The organism is Streptomyces sp. NPDC091282 (assembly GCF_044757385.1).
GTDB lineage: Bacteria > Actinomycetota > Actinomycetes > Streptomycetales > Streptomycetaceae > Streptomyces > Streptomyces gramineus.
In genome coordinates, this window is the sequence record NZ_JBIVUX010000001.1 from 869,533 (window position 1) to 886,501 (window position 16,969).

The 16,969-nt window shown below is 72.4% G+C and carries 15 protein-coding genes; 1 reads left to right on the top strand and 14 read right to left on the bottom strand.

Annotated features, from left to right (window positions below; genetic code table 11):
* Positions 1 to 9 precede the first annotated feature (9 nt).
* The 14 genes from ACIQOE_RS03970 to leuA form a co-directional block, all read right to left on the bottom strand.
* Positions 10 to 1,362, bottom strand: coding sequence for a histidine-type phosphatase (locus tag ACIQOE_RS03970; protein ID WP_401409519.1), 1,353 nt, complete (start codon positions 1,360 to 1,362; stop codon positions 10 to 12).
* Between the two features lie 85 nt (positions 1,363 to 1,447).
* Positions 1,448 to 2,287 (bottom strand): isoprenyl transferase, encoded by an 840-nt coding sequence (locus ACIQOE_RS03975; protein WP_351319611.1) that lies wholly within the window; start codon positions 2,285 to 2,287, stop codon positions 1,448 to 1,450.
* 17 nt (positions 2,288 to 2,304) lie between these two features.
* Positions 2,305 to 3,054, bottom strand: coding sequence for a DNA repair protein RecO (recO, locus tag ACIQOE_RS03980; protein ID WP_401409521.1), 750 nt, complete (start codon positions 3,052 to 3,054; stop codon positions 2,305 to 2,307).
* A 49-nt stretch (positions 3,055 to 3,103) separates the two neighbouring features.
* Entirely contained in the window at positions 3,104 to 3,319 is a 216-nt protein-coding gene (locus ACIQOE_RS03985; protein ID WP_351319607.1) for a hypothetical protein, read from the bottom strand.
* 121 nt (positions 3,320 to 3,440) lie between these two features.
* Positions 3,441 to 4,367, bottom strand: a complete 927-nt coding sequence (locus ACIQOE_RS03990) for a dihydrodipicolinate synthase family protein (protein ID WP_401409523.1) — start codon at positions 4,365 to 4,367, stop codon at positions 3,441 to 3,443.
* Positions 4,367 to 5,365, bottom strand: coding sequence for an ABC transporter ATP-binding protein (locus ACIQOE_RS03995; RefSeq protein WP_365563457.1), 999 nt, complete (start codon positions 5,363 to 5,365; stop codon positions 4,367 to 4,369). Before ACIQOE_RS03995 ends, ACIQOE_RS03990 begins: the two co-directional genes overlap by 1 nt.
* Positions 5,362 to 7,404 carry a dipeptide/oligopeptide/nickel ABC transporter permease/ATP-binding protein gene (locus ACIQOE_RS04000; RefSeq protein ID WP_401409525.1) on the bottom strand — a complete coding sequence of 681 codons (2,043 nt, stop codon included), beginning with the start codon at positions 7,402 to 7,404 and terminating at the stop codon, positions 5,362 to 5,364. Before ACIQOE_RS04000 ends, ACIQOE_RS03995 begins: the two co-directional genes overlap by 4 nt.
* Positions 7,401 to 8,360: an ABC transporter permease gene (locus ACIQOE_RS04005; protein WP_351319599.1), complete on the bottom strand. Its 960-nt coding sequence runs from the start codon at positions 8,358 to 8,360 to the stop codon at positions 7,401 to 7,403. The genes ACIQOE_RS04000 and ACIQOE_RS04005 overlap by 4 nt, the downstream gene beginning before the upstream one ends.
* Positions 8,361 to 8,364: 4 nt before the next feature.
* A complete protein-coding gene (locus ACIQOE_RS04010) occupies positions 8,365 to 9,969 on the bottom strand; it encodes an ABC transporter substrate-binding protein (RefSeq protein WP_401409527.1) in 1,605 nt (534 codons plus the stop codon).
* Between the two features lie 180 nt (positions 9,970 to 10,149).
* Positions 10,150 to 11,085, bottom strand: a complete 936-nt coding sequence (locus ACIQOE_RS04015; RefSeq protein WP_401409529.1) for a hypothetical protein — start codon at positions 11,083 to 11,085, stop codon at positions 10,150 to 10,152.
* On the bottom strand, positions 11,082 to 11,615 hold the full coding sequence (locus ACIQOE_RS04020; protein WP_351319593.1) for a SigE family RNA polymerase sigma factor: 534 nt from the start codon (positions 11,613 to 11,615) through the stop codon (positions 11,082 to 11,084). The genes ACIQOE_RS04015 and ACIQOE_RS04020 overlap by 4 nt, the downstream gene beginning before the upstream one ends.
* Positions 11,616 to 11,677: 62 nt before the next feature.
* On the bottom strand, positions 11,678 to 12,859 hold the full coding sequence (locus ACIQOE_RS04025) for a sialidase family protein (protein WP_351319591.1): 1,182 nt from the start codon (positions 12,857 to 12,859) through the stop codon (positions 11,678 to 11,680).
* Between the two features lie 97 nt (positions 12,860 to 12,956).
* Positions 12,957 to 13,652, bottom strand: coding sequence for a TerB family tellurite resistance protein (locus ACIQOE_RS04030; RefSeq protein WP_365576986.1), 696 nt, complete (start codon positions 13,650 to 13,652; stop codon positions 12,957 to 12,959).
* A gap of 185 nt (positions 13,653 to 13,837) precedes the next feature.
* Positions 13,838 to 15,559, bottom strand: coding sequence for a 2-isopropylmalate synthase (gene leuA, locus ACIQOE_RS04035; RefSeq protein WP_365563440.1), 1,722 nt, complete (start codon positions 15,557 to 15,559; stop codon positions 13,838 to 13,840).
* Between the two features lie 318 nt (positions 15,560 to 15,877).
* On the opposite strand from leuA, the gene ACIQOE_RS04040 reads away from it, so the two are divergent.
* Complete coding sequence (locus ACIQOE_RS04040) at positions 15,878 to 16,963, top strand: M4 family metallopeptidase (RefSeq protein WP_365563437.1); 1,086 nt, start codon at positions 15,878 to 15,880, stop codon at positions 16,961 to 16,963.
* The last annotated feature ends 6 nt before the right edge of the window (positions 16,964 to 16,969 follow it).

The window sequence follows — 16,969 nt, forward strand, 5'->3', positions numbered from 1 at the left end:
CCGCGCCGGTCAGCTGCGGTCGAAGCACCTCTCCAGTTCGTCGAGGCGGTAGAACGTGCTGCCCTTGGAGAGGGGCTTGCAGTCGGCCTTGAAGGGGATCTCCTTCTCGTCGTAGAGCATCCGCACCAGGTAGTCGTCGCCCTTCCGGAAGACGTCCCACTGGATGTTGGAGGCCAGCGGGGCGACCTCGGCGCCGCGCCAGGGGTTGGTCGCGTACGTGTACGTCCGGCCCGGCTTCGCGGGCTTCTCGCTGCCCGGCAGTCCCATCAGCGCCGCGAGCGGGATGATCTCCTCGGCGTGCGTGAAGCGGAGTTCGGCGCCCAGCGTGCCGGTGCCGTCCCGCTTGGCCTCGACCTGCCGGAAGAGGTCGTCGAGGAGGGGGGCCGCCATCTTGTAGGTGATGTCGCTGTCCGCGAAGCTCGGGCCCTTCTCGTAGAAGTCCTCGGCGTCGCCGAGGTAGCCGAACCAGGCGGCGTCGCGCGGGGTGAGGTAGCGGCCGAAGTCCCAGCCCCTGCCGTCCGGGCTCTCCTCGCTCATCGCGGGCGCGATCGCGTAGAGGTTGTAGACGGCCTCGGCGGCGGTGACGTCGGAGGCGACGGCGGAGAACTCGCCGCCGGTGACGCGCCGCACGAACGCCGGCGCGAAGATCCTGCCGAGGACCCGGGCCGCCGCCCGGTGGGTGGCCGGCTGGTCGGTGACCGACTCCAGGGTCGAGGCCAGCCGCTCGTCGCCGGCCAGCCACTTCTGGTAGTCGGCGCCGCCCGCGGACTTGTGGAAGTACAGCAGGTCCTTGTCGACCCGGGCGGGGCCGAGCGCGGCCTTCAGCGCCGGGTCGGCGTCGGTGAGCGCGGTGGCGAAGACCGTACCGCTGTCGACCGCGCGGCCCTGCCCGGAGCTGACGACGTCGATCTTCTCGCCGTTCCTCGCGATCGAGTCGAACAGACCCGGCAGGCGCTTCTCCATGCGGACGGCGGTGGCGCGCAGTTCGTCCTTGCCGCGGCCGCTGAGGCTGCCGTACCCGACGGCGCTCATGGCCGCTTCGAGGGCCCGCACGTCCGGGCCGAACTCCCGGCCGAGCCGGGTGAGCTGGCCGTCGGCCGCGGCCCGGTCCCAGAGCGCGAGGACGGTGTCGCCGTCCTCGCCGTCGGTGGCCGAGCGCGAGCCGTGCCGGGAGACGTTCTCGGTGAACACGGCGGTGTACCCGGCGGGCGGCTGCCGGTAGGTGCGCGGGTCCTGGCCGGGCGAGTACACCGCCTTGGTGCCGTAACCGTCGCGGCGGGCGGGCCCGTCGCCGGTGGCGTGCGCGGGCAGCGCCGCCAGCAGCAGGGCGCCCAGGGCGAGGACCGGGGTGACACGCTTCATGAAGGACCGTCCAGGGGCGGGAGACCGGTGGGGCCGGGCATGAACTCCCGCATCCTGGACGGCTTCAGTGAACGGCGGGTGACCGCTACTCGCCGGGGTGGCGGCCCTCCATTGCCAGCAGTTCCTCGTTGGGGATCGCGCCGCCGAACCGGCGGTCCCTGGAGGCGAATTCGAGGCACGCGCGCCACAGGTCACGGCGGTCGAAGTCGGGCCACAGGACGTCCTGGAAGACCATCTCGGCGTAAGCGCTCTGCCAGAGCAGGAAGTTGGAGGTGCGCTGCTCGCCGCTGGGGCGCAGGAACACGTCGACGTCCGGCATGTCGCCGTAGTACATGTGCTTCTGGATGGTCTTCTCGGAGATCTTCGACGGGTCGAGGCGGCCGGCCCTGACCTCCTCGGCGATCGACTGCACGGCGTCGGCGATCTCGGCGCGGCCGCCGTAGTTCATGCAGAAGTACAGGGTGAGCAGGTCGTTGTCCTTGGTCTGCTCCTGGGCGACCTGGAGTTCCTTGGCGACCGACTTCCACAGCCGGGGCATCCGGCCCGCCCAGCGCACCCGGATGCCGAGTTCGTCGAGCTGGTCGCGGGTCTTGCGGATGAAGTCGCGGTTGAAGTTCATCAGGAAGCGGACCTCTTCGGGCGAGCGCTTCCAGTTCTCGGTGGAGAAGGCGTAGAGCGAGATGTTCCGGACGCCGATCTCGATGGAGCCCTGCAGCACGTCCAGGACGCGCTCGGCGCCGACCTTGTGGCCCTCGGTGCGCGGCAGCCCGCGCTCCTTCGCCCAGCGGCCGTTGCCGTCCATGACGATGGCCACGTGGCCCGGGACCAGTTCGCCCGGGAGCTTGGGCGGCCGGGCACCGGACGGGTGCGGCTCCGGCGTCCTGTACTCGCGGCGCCGGCTCCCCAGGATCCCGCGTACGACCATGTGCTTCTCGTCTCCCTCTAGCTCTTCTCTACGTACCTGAGCGAGCGCAGCCCCCGCTCCAGGTGCCAGTGCAGATAGGCGGACACCAGCCCGGCGCCCTCCCGGATGTGCCGCGCCTCGGCCGCGTCCGCCGTCTCCCAGTCTCCCGTAAGCAGCGCGCCGAGGAGAACCAGGGTCTGCGGTGAGGGTACGACGCTGCCCGGGACCCGGCAGTCGACGCAGACGCTGCCGCCGGAGGCGACCGAGAAGAAACGGTTCGGACCGGGCATGCCGCACTTGGCGCAGGAGTCGAAGCTCGGCGCGTAGCCGTTCACGGCGAGGGAGCGCAGCAGGAACGCGTCGAGGACGAGGTGGGGTGCGTGCTCGCCGCGGGCGAGGGTCCGCAGCGCCCCCACCAGCAGCAGGTACTGCTGCACGGCCGGTTCGCCCTCGTGGTCGGTGAACCGCTCGGCGGTCTCCAGCATGGCGGTCCCGGCGGTGTAGCACGCGTAGTCGGTGACGATGCCGCCGCCGTACGGCGCGATGGTCTCGCTCTGCGTGCACAGCGGCAGCCCGCGCCCGACCAGCTCGCTCCCCCGTGCGAAGAACTGCACGTCGACGTGGGAGAACGGTTCCAGCCGGGCACCGAACTTCGACTTGGTCCGCCGTACTCCGCGGGCCACGGCCCGCACCCGGCCGTGGCCGCGGGTGAGCAGCGTGATGATCCGGTCCGCCTCACCCAGCTTCTGGGTGCGCAGCACGATGCCGTCGTCGCGGAACAGGCTCATGGGCCCATTCTGCCCTGCCGCGGCGCGGGGCCGGTCCGGTCCGGATCGCTCAGGGCACCTCGCCGCGGCTGCGGGCGTTGGCGTGGGCGGTGGCCGCGCTGAGCCGTTCGGCCTGGGTCGCGATCCGCACGGCGTCCGGCCGGGCGTCCCACTCGCGTCCTCCCCCGTACGGCCGCAGCTGCACGTACGGGCCCTCGTGCCCCATGACGATGCCCAGCCGCCCGGTACCGGTGTCGACGGCGCAGGAGCCGACGGGGAGGTTCATCGCAGTCACCTCACCTGGCTCCCCCGCCCCCGGGGATTTCACGCTTCGCATCACCGGGGTGGCGCTGCGTGCCTAGACTCGGCCGGAGTCTGTCCCGGACGGCCCGCCGCGGCGGCACCGCTCACATCAGTCCGGCGGCGGCGAGGTGCTTGCCCACGCACTCGGTCTCCGCCTGCGACAGCGGCACCTGGGGCTCCGCCGTGACCGGGGAGGCGATGATCCCGCGCAGGTGCAGCGCCGCCTTGAACGCGCCCAGCGCCGCCGAGCTGCCGCCCATCCGGCGCCCGTCGCCGGCCCGGACCATCCCGAACAGCCCGCACAGCCGCTCCTGTTCGGCCCGCGCCCGCTCCCGGTCGCCGTCCCGGCAGAGCCGGTGGAGCCGGACGTAGCCGTCCGGGTCGACGTTGGCGAGCCCCGGTACCGCTCCGTCGGCGCCGAGCGCGAGGGCCGAGTCGACGGTCAGCTCGGAGCCGGTCAGCGCGCTGAACCCGGGCAGGCCCCGGCTGCCGGTGACGACCTCGCGGAAGCCCGCCAGGTCGCCGCTGGAGTCCTTCAGTCCGGCCAGCACTCCCTCGGCGGCCAGTTCCAGGACCAGGTCGGCGGGGAGCTTGGTGTGCACGGCGGACGGGATGTCGTAGGCGATCACCGGGACCGGCGAGCGGTCGGCGACCAGGCGGAAGTGGCGGGCGATCTCGGCGGGGTGGGTGCGGGTGTAGAAGGGCGCGGTGACGACGACCGCGTCGGCGCCCGCCGCGGTGACAGACGCCACGTGGTCCAGGACCCGGGGCGTCGTCATGTCGATGACCCCGGCGAGCACCGGGAGCCGCCCGGCCGCGTGGGACACCACCGTCTCCGTGACCAGCCGGCGCTGCCGGTCGGTGAGGTAGGCGGCCTCCGAGGTCGAGCCCAGCACGAACAGTCCGCTCACCCCGGCCGTCACCAGGTGGTCGACGAGCCTGCGCAGCGAGGGGACGTCCACCTCGCCGTCCGGGGTCAGGGGGGTGCAGACGGGCGGTACGACTCCGGTCAGCGGGGTGGGCAGGGTCATCAGGGCTCCCTGGGCAGACGGTGGCTCGGCTGGTCCTCCTCCAGTGGATGGTGACAGCGGTAACGGTGAGCGGGGCGTGACGCGGCCGTGAAGTCAGGCATGCGGACGGCACACTCGTCGTCCGCCTTCCAGCACCGGGTGCGGAACGGGCACCCGGACGGCGGCCGGACCGCCGAGGGCACCGGGCCGGTCAGCGGGATGGGGTCGATGGGGCGGAGCAGGCCGGGGGCGGCCGAGAAGAGGGCCCTGGTGTACGGGTGCCGGGCGTGGTCGGTGACGTCGGCGGCCGGGGTCTCCTCCACGATCCGGCCCAGGTACATGGTGATCACCCGGTCGCTCATCCGCCGTACCGTCTGGATGTCGTGGGAGACGAAGACCATGGCGAGGCCGAGCCGCTCGCGCAGGTCGAGCAGGAGGTTGAGGATCTGGGCGCGGACCGAGACGTCCAGGGCGCTGGTCGGTTCGTCGGCCACCACCAGGTGGGGGTCCAGGGCCAGCGCGCGGGCGATCGCGACCCGCTGGCGCTGACCGCCGGAGAGCCGGCCGGGCAGCGCGTCGGCGACGGCCCGGGGCAGGCCGACCAGGCTCATCAGCTCCCGTACCCGGTCCTCCCGTTCGGCCTTCGTGCCGCGCTCGTGGACGTCGAGCGGGTCGCGCAGGATGCGGCGCACCGGCAGCCGCCGGTTCAGGGCCGTCGAGGCGTCCTGGAAGATCATGCCGGTGCCGGCGCCCACGGCCGAGCGGCGTTCGGCCGGGGCCATCGACCACAGGTCGCGGCCGCGGAAGGCGACCGTGCCCGAGGTCGGCCGCTGGATGCCGACCAGGACCTTGGCCAGCGTCGACTTCCCGCACCCCGACTCGCCGACCACGCCGACGGTCTCGCCGGGCGCCACGGTGAGGTCCGCGCCGGTCAGCGCGTGCACCCGGTCCCGGCCGAACAGGCCTGCGCCGCGCGCCCGGTGGACCACGTGGACGCCGGACAGCTCCACCGCGCTCATGTCACCGCCTCCGCGCCGGCCAGGTCGGCGGCCGGGTGGTGGCAGGCCACGGTGTGGACGCGGGAGCCGGCGAGGTCCGGTGCCGTGGTCCGGCAGACCGCGCTCGCCGCCGGGCAGCGGTCCGCGAACCGGCAGCCCGCCGGGAAGTCGGCCGGGGACGGCACCACGCCGCTGATCTGGGTCAGCCGCTCGGACCCGGACTCCAGCGACAGGACGCTGCCGAGCAGGCCGCGGGTGTAGTGGTGGGCCGGTGCGGCGACGAGTTCCGCGGTGACGCCGGTCTCGACGATCTGCCCGCCGTACATCACCGCCACCCGGTCGGTGACGTCCGCGACGAGGGCCAGGTCGTGGGAGACGAGGATCAGCGCGAAGCCGAGTTCGGCGCGCAGGCGCAGGAGGAGTTCCATCACCTGGGCCTGGACGGTGACGTCGAGGGCGGTGGTCGGTTCGTCGGCGATGATCAGGCGCGGGTCGCGGGAGAGGGCCATGGCGATCAGGACGCGCTGGCGCTGGCCGCCGGAGAGTTCGTGCGGGTAGCTGCGGAGCGTGCGGGCTGCGTCGAGGCCGACGAGGGAGAGCAGTTCGGCCGGCGGGTGCTGGCCTCCGCGTCGCACCAGCTGTTTGAGCTGGGCGTTCACCGTCATCGAGGGGTTGAGGGAGGACAGGGCGTCCTGGTAGACCATCGCGATCTCGTGGCCGAGGAGGCGACGGTGCGGAGTGGTCAGGTCCAGCGGTGGCTGCGGGCCGGCGGCCGGCCGCGCCGGTTCGGCGGCGGCCGCGTCTCCGGTACGGCCCCGCACCCTGCCGGGGCGCGTCCGCGCACCGGCGTGGAAGTCGATCCGGCCCGTCACCCGTGCCGTCCTCGGCTGCAGGCCCATGACCGTCAGGGCCGTCAGGGACTTGCCGCAGCCCGACTCCCCGACCAGCCCGAGGACTTCGCCCGGGTGGACGGCGAAGCCGATGCCGTCGACGATGTTCACGCCGCGGTGCCGGTCCGGGAAGGCGACGGTGAGGTTCGTGACGGACAGGACCGGCGGCCCGTCGTCGCGGGGAAGCGGGCGGGCCCGGGCCCGGAGCCGTGCGGCGGCCTCCTCCAGCGCGGGCAGTTCCAGGACCCCGCCCGGCTCGGGTGGTGCCTGGACGGGGTCCTCGGCCGGTTCCGGCTCCTTCGCTGCCGGTGCCGCCCACGCGTCCGAGACGCCCTCGGAGAGCACGTTGAGCGAGAGGACCGTGAGGAGGATGAGCAGGCCGGGGAAGAGGGTCGCCCACCAGCCGCCGGTGAGCACCATGTTCCTGCCGTCCGCGATGACGCTGCCCCAGGACGGGTCCGGGGGCCGCACGCCCGCGCCGATGAAGGACAGGGAGGCCTCGAAGACGATGGCCTCGGCGACCTGGACCGTGCAGAAGACCAGCACGGGCGCGGCGCAGTTGACGGCGACGTGACGCAGGACGATGTGCGGGGTGCGGGCGCCGATCACGCGTTCCGCGGTGACGTAGTCCTCGCCGTACTGGTCGAGGACGTTCGCCCGGACCACGCGGGCCACGGGCGGGGTGAACAGGAACGCGATCGCGCAGATCAGGACGGTGATGCCGCCGCCGAAGACGGCCACCAGGACGGCGGCCAGGGCGATGCCGGGGAACGCCATCACCACGTCCAGGCAGCGCATCAGCGTCTCGTCGACACCTTTGCGGGAGGTGGCCGCGAGGGCGCCGAGCAGCGCGCCGGCGACCAGGGCGAGCGCGGTCGCGCCGAGGCCGATGGCGAGGGACCAGCGGGCCCCGTACATCAGCCGGCTGAGGATGTCCCGGCCGAGGCTGTCCTGGCCCATCCAGTGCCCGGCGGAGGGGTGTCCGGTGCCGCCTGCGGGGGCCTGCTGGGCGAGCGGGTCGTCGGGGGCGAGGAGCGGCGCGCACAGCGCCGTCAGGGCGACCGCGGCCAGGAGGACGAGGGCCGCCAGGGACAGCGGGGACAGGCGGCGCAGCCGTACGCCGGGCCGGACCAGGGCGGCGGTGAGGGCCGAGCGGGTGAACGTCGTCATGCCGCCTCCCGCAGACGGGGGTTGACCAGCAGGTAGAGGATGTCGATGACGAGGTTGACGACGACGAAGCCGGTCGCGGTGGTGAGCACGACTCCCTGCACGACGGCCGGGTCGCCGTTCTGCACGGCGTCGATCATCAGCTTGCCCATGCCGGGCAGGGCGAAGACGGTCTCGATGACGACGGCGCCGCCGAGCAGGTAGCCGACCCGCAGCCCGAGCACGGTCAGCGGGTTGACGAGCGCGTTGCGCAGGACGTTGCGGCCGACCACGACGTGGGGCGGCAGGCCGCTGCCGATCGCGGTGCGGACGTAGTCCTTGTCGAGTTCCTCGACCACCGAGGTGCGCACGATCCGGGTGAGCTGGGCGGCGACCGGCAGGGAGAGGGCGAGCGCGGGCAGCGCCATGGTCCTCAGCCAGCCGGTGACGGAGTCCTCCGGGTTGATGTAGCCGCCGGACGGGAACCAGCCCCGGTCGACCGCCAGGTACTGGATCATCAGCAGCGCCAGCCAGAACGCGGGGGCGGCGACGCCGACGAGGGACAGGACGCGGATGGCCTGGTCCGGCCAGCGGTCGCGGTGGACGGCCGCGGTGACTCCTCCGGCGAGGGCCAGGACGACGGCGATGCCGAGGCCGAGGAAGGTCAGCTGGAGGGTGAGCGGCAGGGCGGTGGCGACCTGGTCGAGGACGGGCGTGCGGGTGAGGGCGCTGGTGCCGAGGTCGCCGTGGAGCAGACCGCCGACGAAGTGGACGTAGCGCAGGGGCAGCGGGTCGAGGAGGCCGTTGCGCTCGCGGAAGTCGTGGAGCTGGCGCGGCGTGGGGTTGGCGCCCTGGAAGAACGCGGACGCCGGGTCGACGTCGGAGAAGCGCATCACCAGGAACACGAACAGGGCGATGCCGAGCAGCAGCGGCACCAGCAGGGCGACGCGGCGCAGCAGGATGCGCGGGACGGCGTGCATGCCGTCAGGCCCACTTGGCCGTCAGGACGTTGATGCCGGGGTAGGGCTGGGCCCTTATGCCGGTGAGCCTGCGCGGGTCCCAGGCGGTGATCAGCTCGTTGTGGACGACCGGGTAGAGGACGGCCTGTTCGGCGACGACGTCGACGTACTCCTGGATCATCGTCCTCTTGCGGTCCGGGTCCGGTTCGCGGGTGGCCGCGTCCATGTCGGCGAAGAGCCGCTTGGCGACGGCGTCGTCGGACCAGCGCGCGTAGCCCATCCAGAGGTTCCCGGGGCCGTAGTTGTAGCGCATGATCAGGTCGGCGTCGAGGCCGAACTGGTTGGGGTTCGAGACGGCGGCGACGACCTGGTAGTCCTGTTTCTGGTCCATCTTGGTGAACACGGCCGTGGTCTCCTGGGGTGACAGGGTCGTGGCGACGCCGACGGCGTCCCAGGACGACTTGATGGTGGGCAGGCAGTCGACGAGCCAGCTCACGTTGACGGCGAGGATGTTCACGCGCAGGCCGCGCACTCCGGCGGCCTTCAGGAGCGCCTTTGCCCGGTCCGGGTCGTGGCCGTAGACCGTCCTGGCCCTGCGGTAGGCGGGGTTGGTCTCGTTCAGGAACGAACTCGCGGGCTTTCCGTGGCCCTTGAGGGCGACCTCGACGAGCTGCTCCGTGTCGATGGCGTAGTGCAGGGCCTGGCGGACCCGGACGTCGTCGAAGGGCTTGTGCCGCGTGTTGAACATCAGGAACAGGTTGTTCATCCCGGCGCCGCCGCCGACCGACAGTCCGCCCTGTTCGAGGCGGGTGATGTTGGCGTAGGGGATGTTGTCGGAGATCTGCGCGCCCGCGCCGGTCCCGGAGATCCTGGCCACCCGTGAGGCCGCGTCGACGATCGTCAGCCAGTTCATCGCGCGGAAGGCGGGCCGGCGGGGGCCGTTGTAGCCGTCGTACGCGGCGAAGGTGGTGTTGGACTTCGGGTGGTGGCCGGTCTGCCGGTACGGTCCGGTGCCCACCGCCAGTCCCTTGATCGCGTCGTCCCAGGCGCCGGGCCGGGAGAACACGTGCCTGGGCATGATCTTGGCGAGGGTGAGCCGGGCGACGCCGTCCGGGAAGGGGAAGGCGAGGACCAGGTCCACGGTCCGGGTGCCGACCTTGCGGACCTCCTTGAGCCAGCCGGCGAAGAAGCCCTTGGCGAGGGTCTGGGTGCCCGGGTCGAGGATCCGGTCGAAGACGAAGACCACGTCGTCGGCGGTGACCGGGGTGCCGTCGTGGAAGGTGGCGCCGGGGCGCAGGGTGAACCGCCAGGTGGTGGCGGACGGGTCGGCGGGCAGCCGGGTGGCCAGCGCGGGATAGGGGGCGCGGGTGATCGGGTCCGTGTCGGCGAGGCCCTCGTAGATGTGGTTGTTGGCGGCCATCGCGAACGCGGAGGCGGTCTGGGTCGGGTCCCAGCTGCCGTCGTTGCCGTAGCCGATGACGGCGGTGAGGGTGCGGTCGGTGCCGTGGCCGCCGAGGTCGATCGTGGACCGGGGTCCGCAGGCGGTCAGCGTCGTCAGCGAGGCGGTCGCGCCCAGCGCCCCGGCGTGTTTCAGGAACGTCCTGCGGCCGTGGGTCGCCTCGTCGCGCACGGTGCCTCCAGCGTGGGGGAAAGGAGACGTCGGACCTCGTGTGTAAGCGCGACCATAAGAGGGGGTTTCGGGACGGTCAAGGCAGCGCGCACGAATGGCGTAAACCATCAGAGGCCGGACCAATGGCGCGCGGTGCGACGGCACCGGCCACCGGGAGGCGACCGGTGCCGGACGAGAGGCCTAGGGCAGGGTCTTCTCGTAGGAGGCGTCCTGGTCGGAGTCGTAGACGAGCTTGCCGGCGTGGTCGTATCCCCGGACCCGCGGCGCGACGGTGACCTGGCGGTCCAGGGTGCCGGTGGCGACGAACCAGCCGTGGTCCAGGACGGCCTCGCGGGTGCTGCCGCCGTAGGTGACGGTCACCTTGCCGACCGAGGGGCGGCAGGCGCCGATGAACCCCCAGCGGTACGGCAGCTTCCAGTGCCCCTTGTCGAGGGCGGACTGCTGGTAGAGCCTGCCGGCGTTGAGGTCCGGGACCACGGCCACCAGGGAGTCGCCGAAGGGGTCGCCGATGCCGGTGTTCAGGCCCTGTGCCGCACCGTCCTTGTCCGTGCAGATCAGCCGGGCCGGCGTCGGCTTCGCGCGCACGGCGACCACGGAGAAGCCGTCGCCGGGCGAGTTGGTGTCGCCGGTGGCCTTCATCGCGAGGACGATCCGGTAGTCGGCGGCCGTGCCCAGGTCGCGGTAGCTCGGGTCCCCGGCGATGCGGTGGGCCTTGTTGTAGGCGATGCACCGGCCGAGCCCGGCGGCGGCCTGCTCGTAGGTGACGCCGTCGAGCAGTTGCCCCTCGCCGGCGGGCCGTGCGGGGCCCGCCGCGGTCGCGGACGGCGCCGGGCGGGTGCTGGTCCGCACGGACGGCTCGGGCCGCGCCGGGCCGGCCGCCTCGCCTCCGCCGCCGCCCCCCGCGACCGCGTACGCGCCGACCGGCAGCGCGGCCAGCGCCGCCAGCGCCATCCCGGTCACCCCGAGCCGCCGCCGGCGCTCCCGCAGGCCCCGCCGCCGGATCTCCGGATACGGCACCGGTGACGGCCGGATGTCCGCGGCGTCTCCCGCCAGCAGCGCCCGGACCCGGTCCTCGAACTCCGGCCCGTCCTGCGCGTCCTGCTTCCCGCCGCTCACCTGGTGCCTCCCTGCCCGGATCCCGCGTGGCTCATGGCCTGGGTGAGTCCGGGAAACGTGCGCAACTTCGCCAGGCCCTTGGACGCCTGGCTCTTGACCGTGCCCGGCGAGCAGCCGAGCACGTCGGCGACCTCCGCCTCGGACAGGTCCTCCCAGTACCGCAGCACCACCACCGCGCGCTGCCTGGGCGGCAGTTGCGCGAGGGCCGCGAGCAGCGTGCCGCGCTCGTCGGCCCGGGAGACCGCGTCGTCGTGCCCGGCGCGCTCGGGCGGCGCGGCGGTCAGCGACTCCGTGACGCGCCGCTTGCGGAACCGGTCGCTGTTGCAGCTGACCAGCATGCGGCGGACGTAGGCCTCCGGGCGGTCGGCCTTGGAGACCCGGCGCCACGAGCGGTACGCCTTCGCCAGCGCGGTCTGCGTGAGGTCCTCCGCGTGGTGCGGGTCGCCGGTGAGCAGATAGGCGGTCCGCACCAGATGGGACCACCGCGCTCTGACGAATTCCTGGAACTGGGCCTCGAGTTCGGCCTGCATCAGCCACCCCCCTCACCCTCCAGACCACCCGCCGCGCCGATTCGGTTGCCCGGGGCCCGGGTTCACTGCCGGGGTGCCGCCACCCGCCGGAACTCGATCGTGTCGTACGCCGTCCGCGTGCCCGTCTCGTAGAGCACGCCCACCGTGCGGCGGTCCACCTGGACCAGGTCCGAGTAGGCCGCCTTGAGGGTGGACAGGGTCAGGAGCTGGTCGAAGCTGATGCCCTGGTCCGTGCTGGTCCACAGGGCCATGGCCTGGCGGGCGGTCGGGACCGAGGGACCCGAGAAGAGCAGCGGGGCGTCGGGGCCCTGGAGCTGGAGGACCGAGCCCTGGACCACCGGGACCCGGCGCAGGGTCGGCTGGACGGTGTAGGGCGCGTCCAGGGTCTGGCCGCCGTCGCTCGAATAGGCGTCGAGGCGGTTGCCGGGGCTGGAGCCGTTCTGGTCACGGGCGTTGAAGTAGATCCGGCCGCCGGGGAGCTGGGCGGCGGTCGTCTCGTTGGCGTTGTCGCGGCCGGTGTAGGAGTCGTCGGCGAAGCCGAGGTGCCAGCGCCGGCCGCCGTCGTCGCTGTAGATCGCGTGGCCGCCGTAGTACCTGGCCTCCCGGCCGGTGTCGGTGGAGCCGGCGCGGGGCGGCCCGGAGTGGTCGGCGGCGACCACCAGGCGGCCGCGGTGCGGTCCCTCGGTGAGGGCGACGGCGTGGCCGGGACCGGTGGCGTACCAGCGCCAGCCGGCGCGTTTGACCTGCGCGGTGATCTCCTTCGGGGCGGTGAAGGACCGGCCGTCGGTCCTGCTGCGCTGCACGAACACCCGGCGGCTCTGCTCCGCGGTGACCTGGCCGCGCATGATCTGCGCCTCGTTCACCGAGCCGTCGTTGTAGGAGGTCACCAGGACGACGTCGCCGGTGCGCGGGTCGACCACGGGCGCCGGGTTGCCGCGGGTGTCGCCGTCGCCGTCGGTCACCACCTGGAGGGGGCCCCAGGTGCAGCCGCCGTCGGCGGAACGTCTGAGGACCACGTCGATGTCGCCGCTGTCCCCGGTGGTGCTGTGCCGGCCCTCGGCGAAGGCGAGCAGGGTGCCGTGGCCGGTGCGGACGGCGGCCGGGATGCGGAACTGGGCGTAGCCCTCCGTCCCGGACGTGTAGGGCACGGAGGACTCGCAGGTGGCCGCCCAGGCCTTGGGTGCGGCGGTGAATGCCCCGAGCAGCAGGGCGGCGGCGAGGGAGATCCGGCTCGCACGGGTCACAGGAGACACATGGCTCACGCCTCCATGGTCCTCCACGCCGCCGCCGGCGCATCCCCGCAACGACCGAACGGGTGAGGCGGTCTGGCGCACCGTCAGGTCAGGACGGCATGCGGGCCGCCGCCAGCAGGCGGGTCACGTCGGCGGCGCAGATGGTCAGGGCCGCGCCGACCGTGCCGAGGACCTCGCGTTCGGCGTTGGTGTAGGGGCCGTCGGCGAGCGCGATCCGGGCTCCCTGCAGGAGCAGGGACTCGCGGCCGCCGGGGGCGAGGTGCGGGGCCAGCGGGTCGAGGGCCTCGTGCAGTTCTATCGCGAGGCTCGCGCCGCCCGGCTGCTCGAAGACCCGGCCGGTGTCGGCGGCGAGCGCGTCGACGAGCGCGCTCAGCCGGTCCTCCGTGGCGTCCTCGAAGCCGGCCGCGCGGACGGCGCCGGCGGCCGCCTCGAGGGAGGCGCGGGCGCAGGTGCCGCCGGCGGCGAGGACGGCGAGGGCGACGGTGTGCACGGCGTCGCGCAGCATCGCCGAGAAGCGCGAGGTGGTGGGGTGGTCGAGGACGTCGGTGCCGAAGTGGTGGCGGCAGGCGGCGCACTCCACGACCGGCCCGGTGGTGCCGCGCGGCAGCACGGGCACGCCGAGCAGGGTGAAGCGGCGGCGGCCGGTGAGCCGCTGGTAGTTGCGGTCGCCTCCGCAGCCGGGGCAGAAGAACTCGCCGTCGCCCACGGGGGTCCATGCGGTGCGGGTGCCCAGAATGCGGGCAGGCCTGGCGGTTCGGCCGTCTCGTCCCCGTACTGGCAGCACGTCGCACCTCCTTAACGCCGTGGCAACATCGCCACCGCTGGCGTGATGTTAGCCACATCGGCGAGGTGGAGTCAGTACCCCGTACGAGACCTTTCCGTGACCTCCACGGTCCGATGGCCGGTAAACGACGGGGCCCTGATCGCCGCAACTCGCGATCAGGGCCGGTAAACCGCCGGTCAGAGGGGTTATCGCGTCGCGCGGTTGACGGCGGAGACGACCGCCTTCAGCGACGCACGCGTCGTGTTCGCGTCGATCCCGATCCCCCACAGAACCTTGTCGCCGATCGCGCACTCGATGTAGGAGGCGGCCTGCGCGGAGGCGCCCTCGCTCATCGTGTGCTCCTGGTAGTCCAGCAGGCGTACGTCGATGCCCAGGCCCTGCAGCGCGTCGAAGAACGCGGAGATCGGGCCGTTGCCGGAGCCGGTCAGGACGGTGTCCTCGCCGTCGACGACGGCCTCGACGGTGAGGGTGTCCACGCCGTCGGTGTCGGTGGTCGACTGGCCCGTGCGCACCTGGACGCGGCCCCAGGGGTTGTCCGGGTTCGGCAGGTACTCGTCCTGGAAGACCGCCCAGATGTCGGAGCCGGTGACCTCGCCGCCCTCGGCGTCCGTCTTGGCCTGGATGAGCCTGGAGAACTCGATCTGCATCCGGCGCGGCAGGTCCAGCTTGTGGTCGTTCTTCAGGACGTAGGCGACACCGCCCTTGCCGGACTGCGAGTTGACCCGGATGACCGCCTCGTAGGAGCGGCCGACGTCCTTCGGGTCGATCGGCAGGTAGGGCACGGCCCACTCGATGTCGTCGACGGTGACGCCCTTCGCGGCCGCGTCGGCCTCCATGGCGTCGAAGCCCTTCTTGATGGCGTCCTGGTGGGAGCCGGAGAAGGACGTGTAGACCAGGTCGCCCACGTACGGGTGGCGCGGGTGGACCTCCATCTGGTTGCAGTACTCCCACGTACGGCGGATCTCGTCGATGTCGGAGAAGTCGATCTGCGGGTCGACGCCCTGCGAGAACAGGTTCATGCCGAGGGTGACCAGGTCGACGTTGCCGGTGCGCTCGCCCTGCCCGAACAGGCAGCCCTCGACGCGGTCGGCGCCGGCCATCAGCGCCAGTTCGGCGGCGGCGACGGCGGTGCCGCGGTCGTTGTGCGGGTGGACGGAGAGCACGACGTGCTCGCGGCGGGACAGGTTGCGGTGCATCCACTCGAAGCGGTCCGCGTGCGTGGACGGCGTCGAACGCTCCACGGTGGCGGGCAGGTTGAGGATGATCTCGCGGCCCGGACCGGGCTGGTAGACGTCCATCACCGCCTCGCAGACCTCCAGCGCGAAGTCCAGCTCGGTGTCGGTGAAGATCTCCGGGCTGTACTGGTAGCCGAACTCGGTGTCGGGGCCCAGCAGTTTCTCCGCGTACTCCATCACCAGGCGGGTGCCGTCGACGGCGATCTGCTTGATGTCGTCCTTGGAGCCGCGGAAGACCACCCGGCGGAAGACCGGGGCGGTGGCGTTGTACAGGTGCACGGTGGCCCGCCGGGCGCCCTTCAGGGACTCCACGGTCCGCTCGATCAGGTCCTCGCGGGCCTGGGTCAGCACGGAGATCGTGACGTCGTCGGGGATCGCGCCCTCTTCCTCGATGATGGAGCGCACGAAGTCGAAGTCGGTCTGGCCGGAGGCGGGGAAGCCGACCTCGATCTCCTTGTAGCCCATCTTCACCAGCTGGTCGAACATCCGGCGCTTGCGCTCGGGCGACATGGGGTCGATCAGGGCCTGGTTGCCGTCGCGCAGGTCGGTGGAGAGCCAGCGGGGCGCGGCCGTGATGCGCTGCTGGGGCCAGGTGCGGTCCGGGATGTCGACCTGGTCGTAACGGCCGTACTTGTGGACCGGCATGGTGGTGGGCTGCTGGCGGTTGGCCATGATGCGGGGCTCCTCAGGATGTCCGGAAGGACGGCCGACGACGCAACACGAAGCTCCGCGGGGAGGGAGTCGACCTGGACTACAGGCCCTCGCCGCGGCAGCTAAGAAGAAGCAGCCCGAAACGCATGATGCTCCGCATGCTAGTCGAGCCCCTTCGGACGCGGGGCGCCGTATCAGTATGCGGGACCGTGGGGACGAATAGGACAAAACGTGCGCCATACCACTCACGCTCACGCAGAGTCATCAATTGTCGCGGTATTTCATCAATCATGGTTGCGGGTAGTGACACCGGCGTGACCCAGTGCGAGGGTGCGGTGCATGACGACCAACGGGGGCTCTGAGCCCGTCATCCGCCGCACGCCCGTTTTCTGCGGGATCGTGCCGCCGCACATCCTCGACCAGCTCGCCCGGCACGAGGACGGCGCACTCGCCGACTCGGCGCTGCGCACCCTGCAGCACGACTCCGCGGCCCGCACCCGCCGCCGGGTCACCGCCGTGCGCACGCTCACCGCCGTCGCCGCCCCGGCGGCCCCGGACAGCACACCGCGCCGCACGGTCTACGACGCCGGGCACGGCACCGACCTGCCCGGCACCAAGGTCCGCGAGGAGGGCTCCGAACCCGGCCAGGACGCCAGCGTCAACCGCGCCTACGCCGGCCTCGGCGCCACCTTCGACCTCTACCTGAAGGCGTACGCGCGCGACTCCATCGACGGCGCCGGACTCGCGCTCGACGCGAGCGTGCACTACGACCGCGACTACGACAACGCCTTCTGGAACGGCGAGCAGATGGTGTTCGGCGACGGCGACGGCGAGATCTTCACCGACTTCACCAGCTCCGTCGACGTCATCGGCCACGAACTCACCCACGGCGTCACGCAGTACACCGCCAACCTGGAGTACTACGGCCAGTCCGGCGCGCTCAACGAGTCGGTCTCGGACGTCTTCGGCTCGCTGATCAAGCAGTACTCCCTCGGCCAGAGCGCGGACCAGGCCGACTGGCTGATCGGCGAGGGTTTGCTCGCCCCGGGCGTGCGCGGGGTGGCCCTGCGCTCCATGAAGGCGCCCGGCACGGCGTACGACGACCCCCGCCTCGGCAAGGACCCGCAGCCCGCGACCATGGCCGGCTACCTGAAAACCAACCGCGACAACGGCGGCGTCCACATCAACTCCGGCATCCCCAACCACGCCTTCTACCTGCTCGCCGCCGCCCTCGGCGGCAACGCCTGGGAGCGGGCCGGACAGATCTGGTACGACGTGCTCACCGGCGGCGACCTGCGCGCGGACGCCGCCTTCACCGACTTCGCGAAGCTCACCGTGGCCGCGGCCAGGTCCCGCTTCGAGGAGGGCGAGGAGAGCGAGGCCGTCGTCAAGGCGTGGGCCCAGGTGGGTGTGCAGACCGCCTGATCCCGT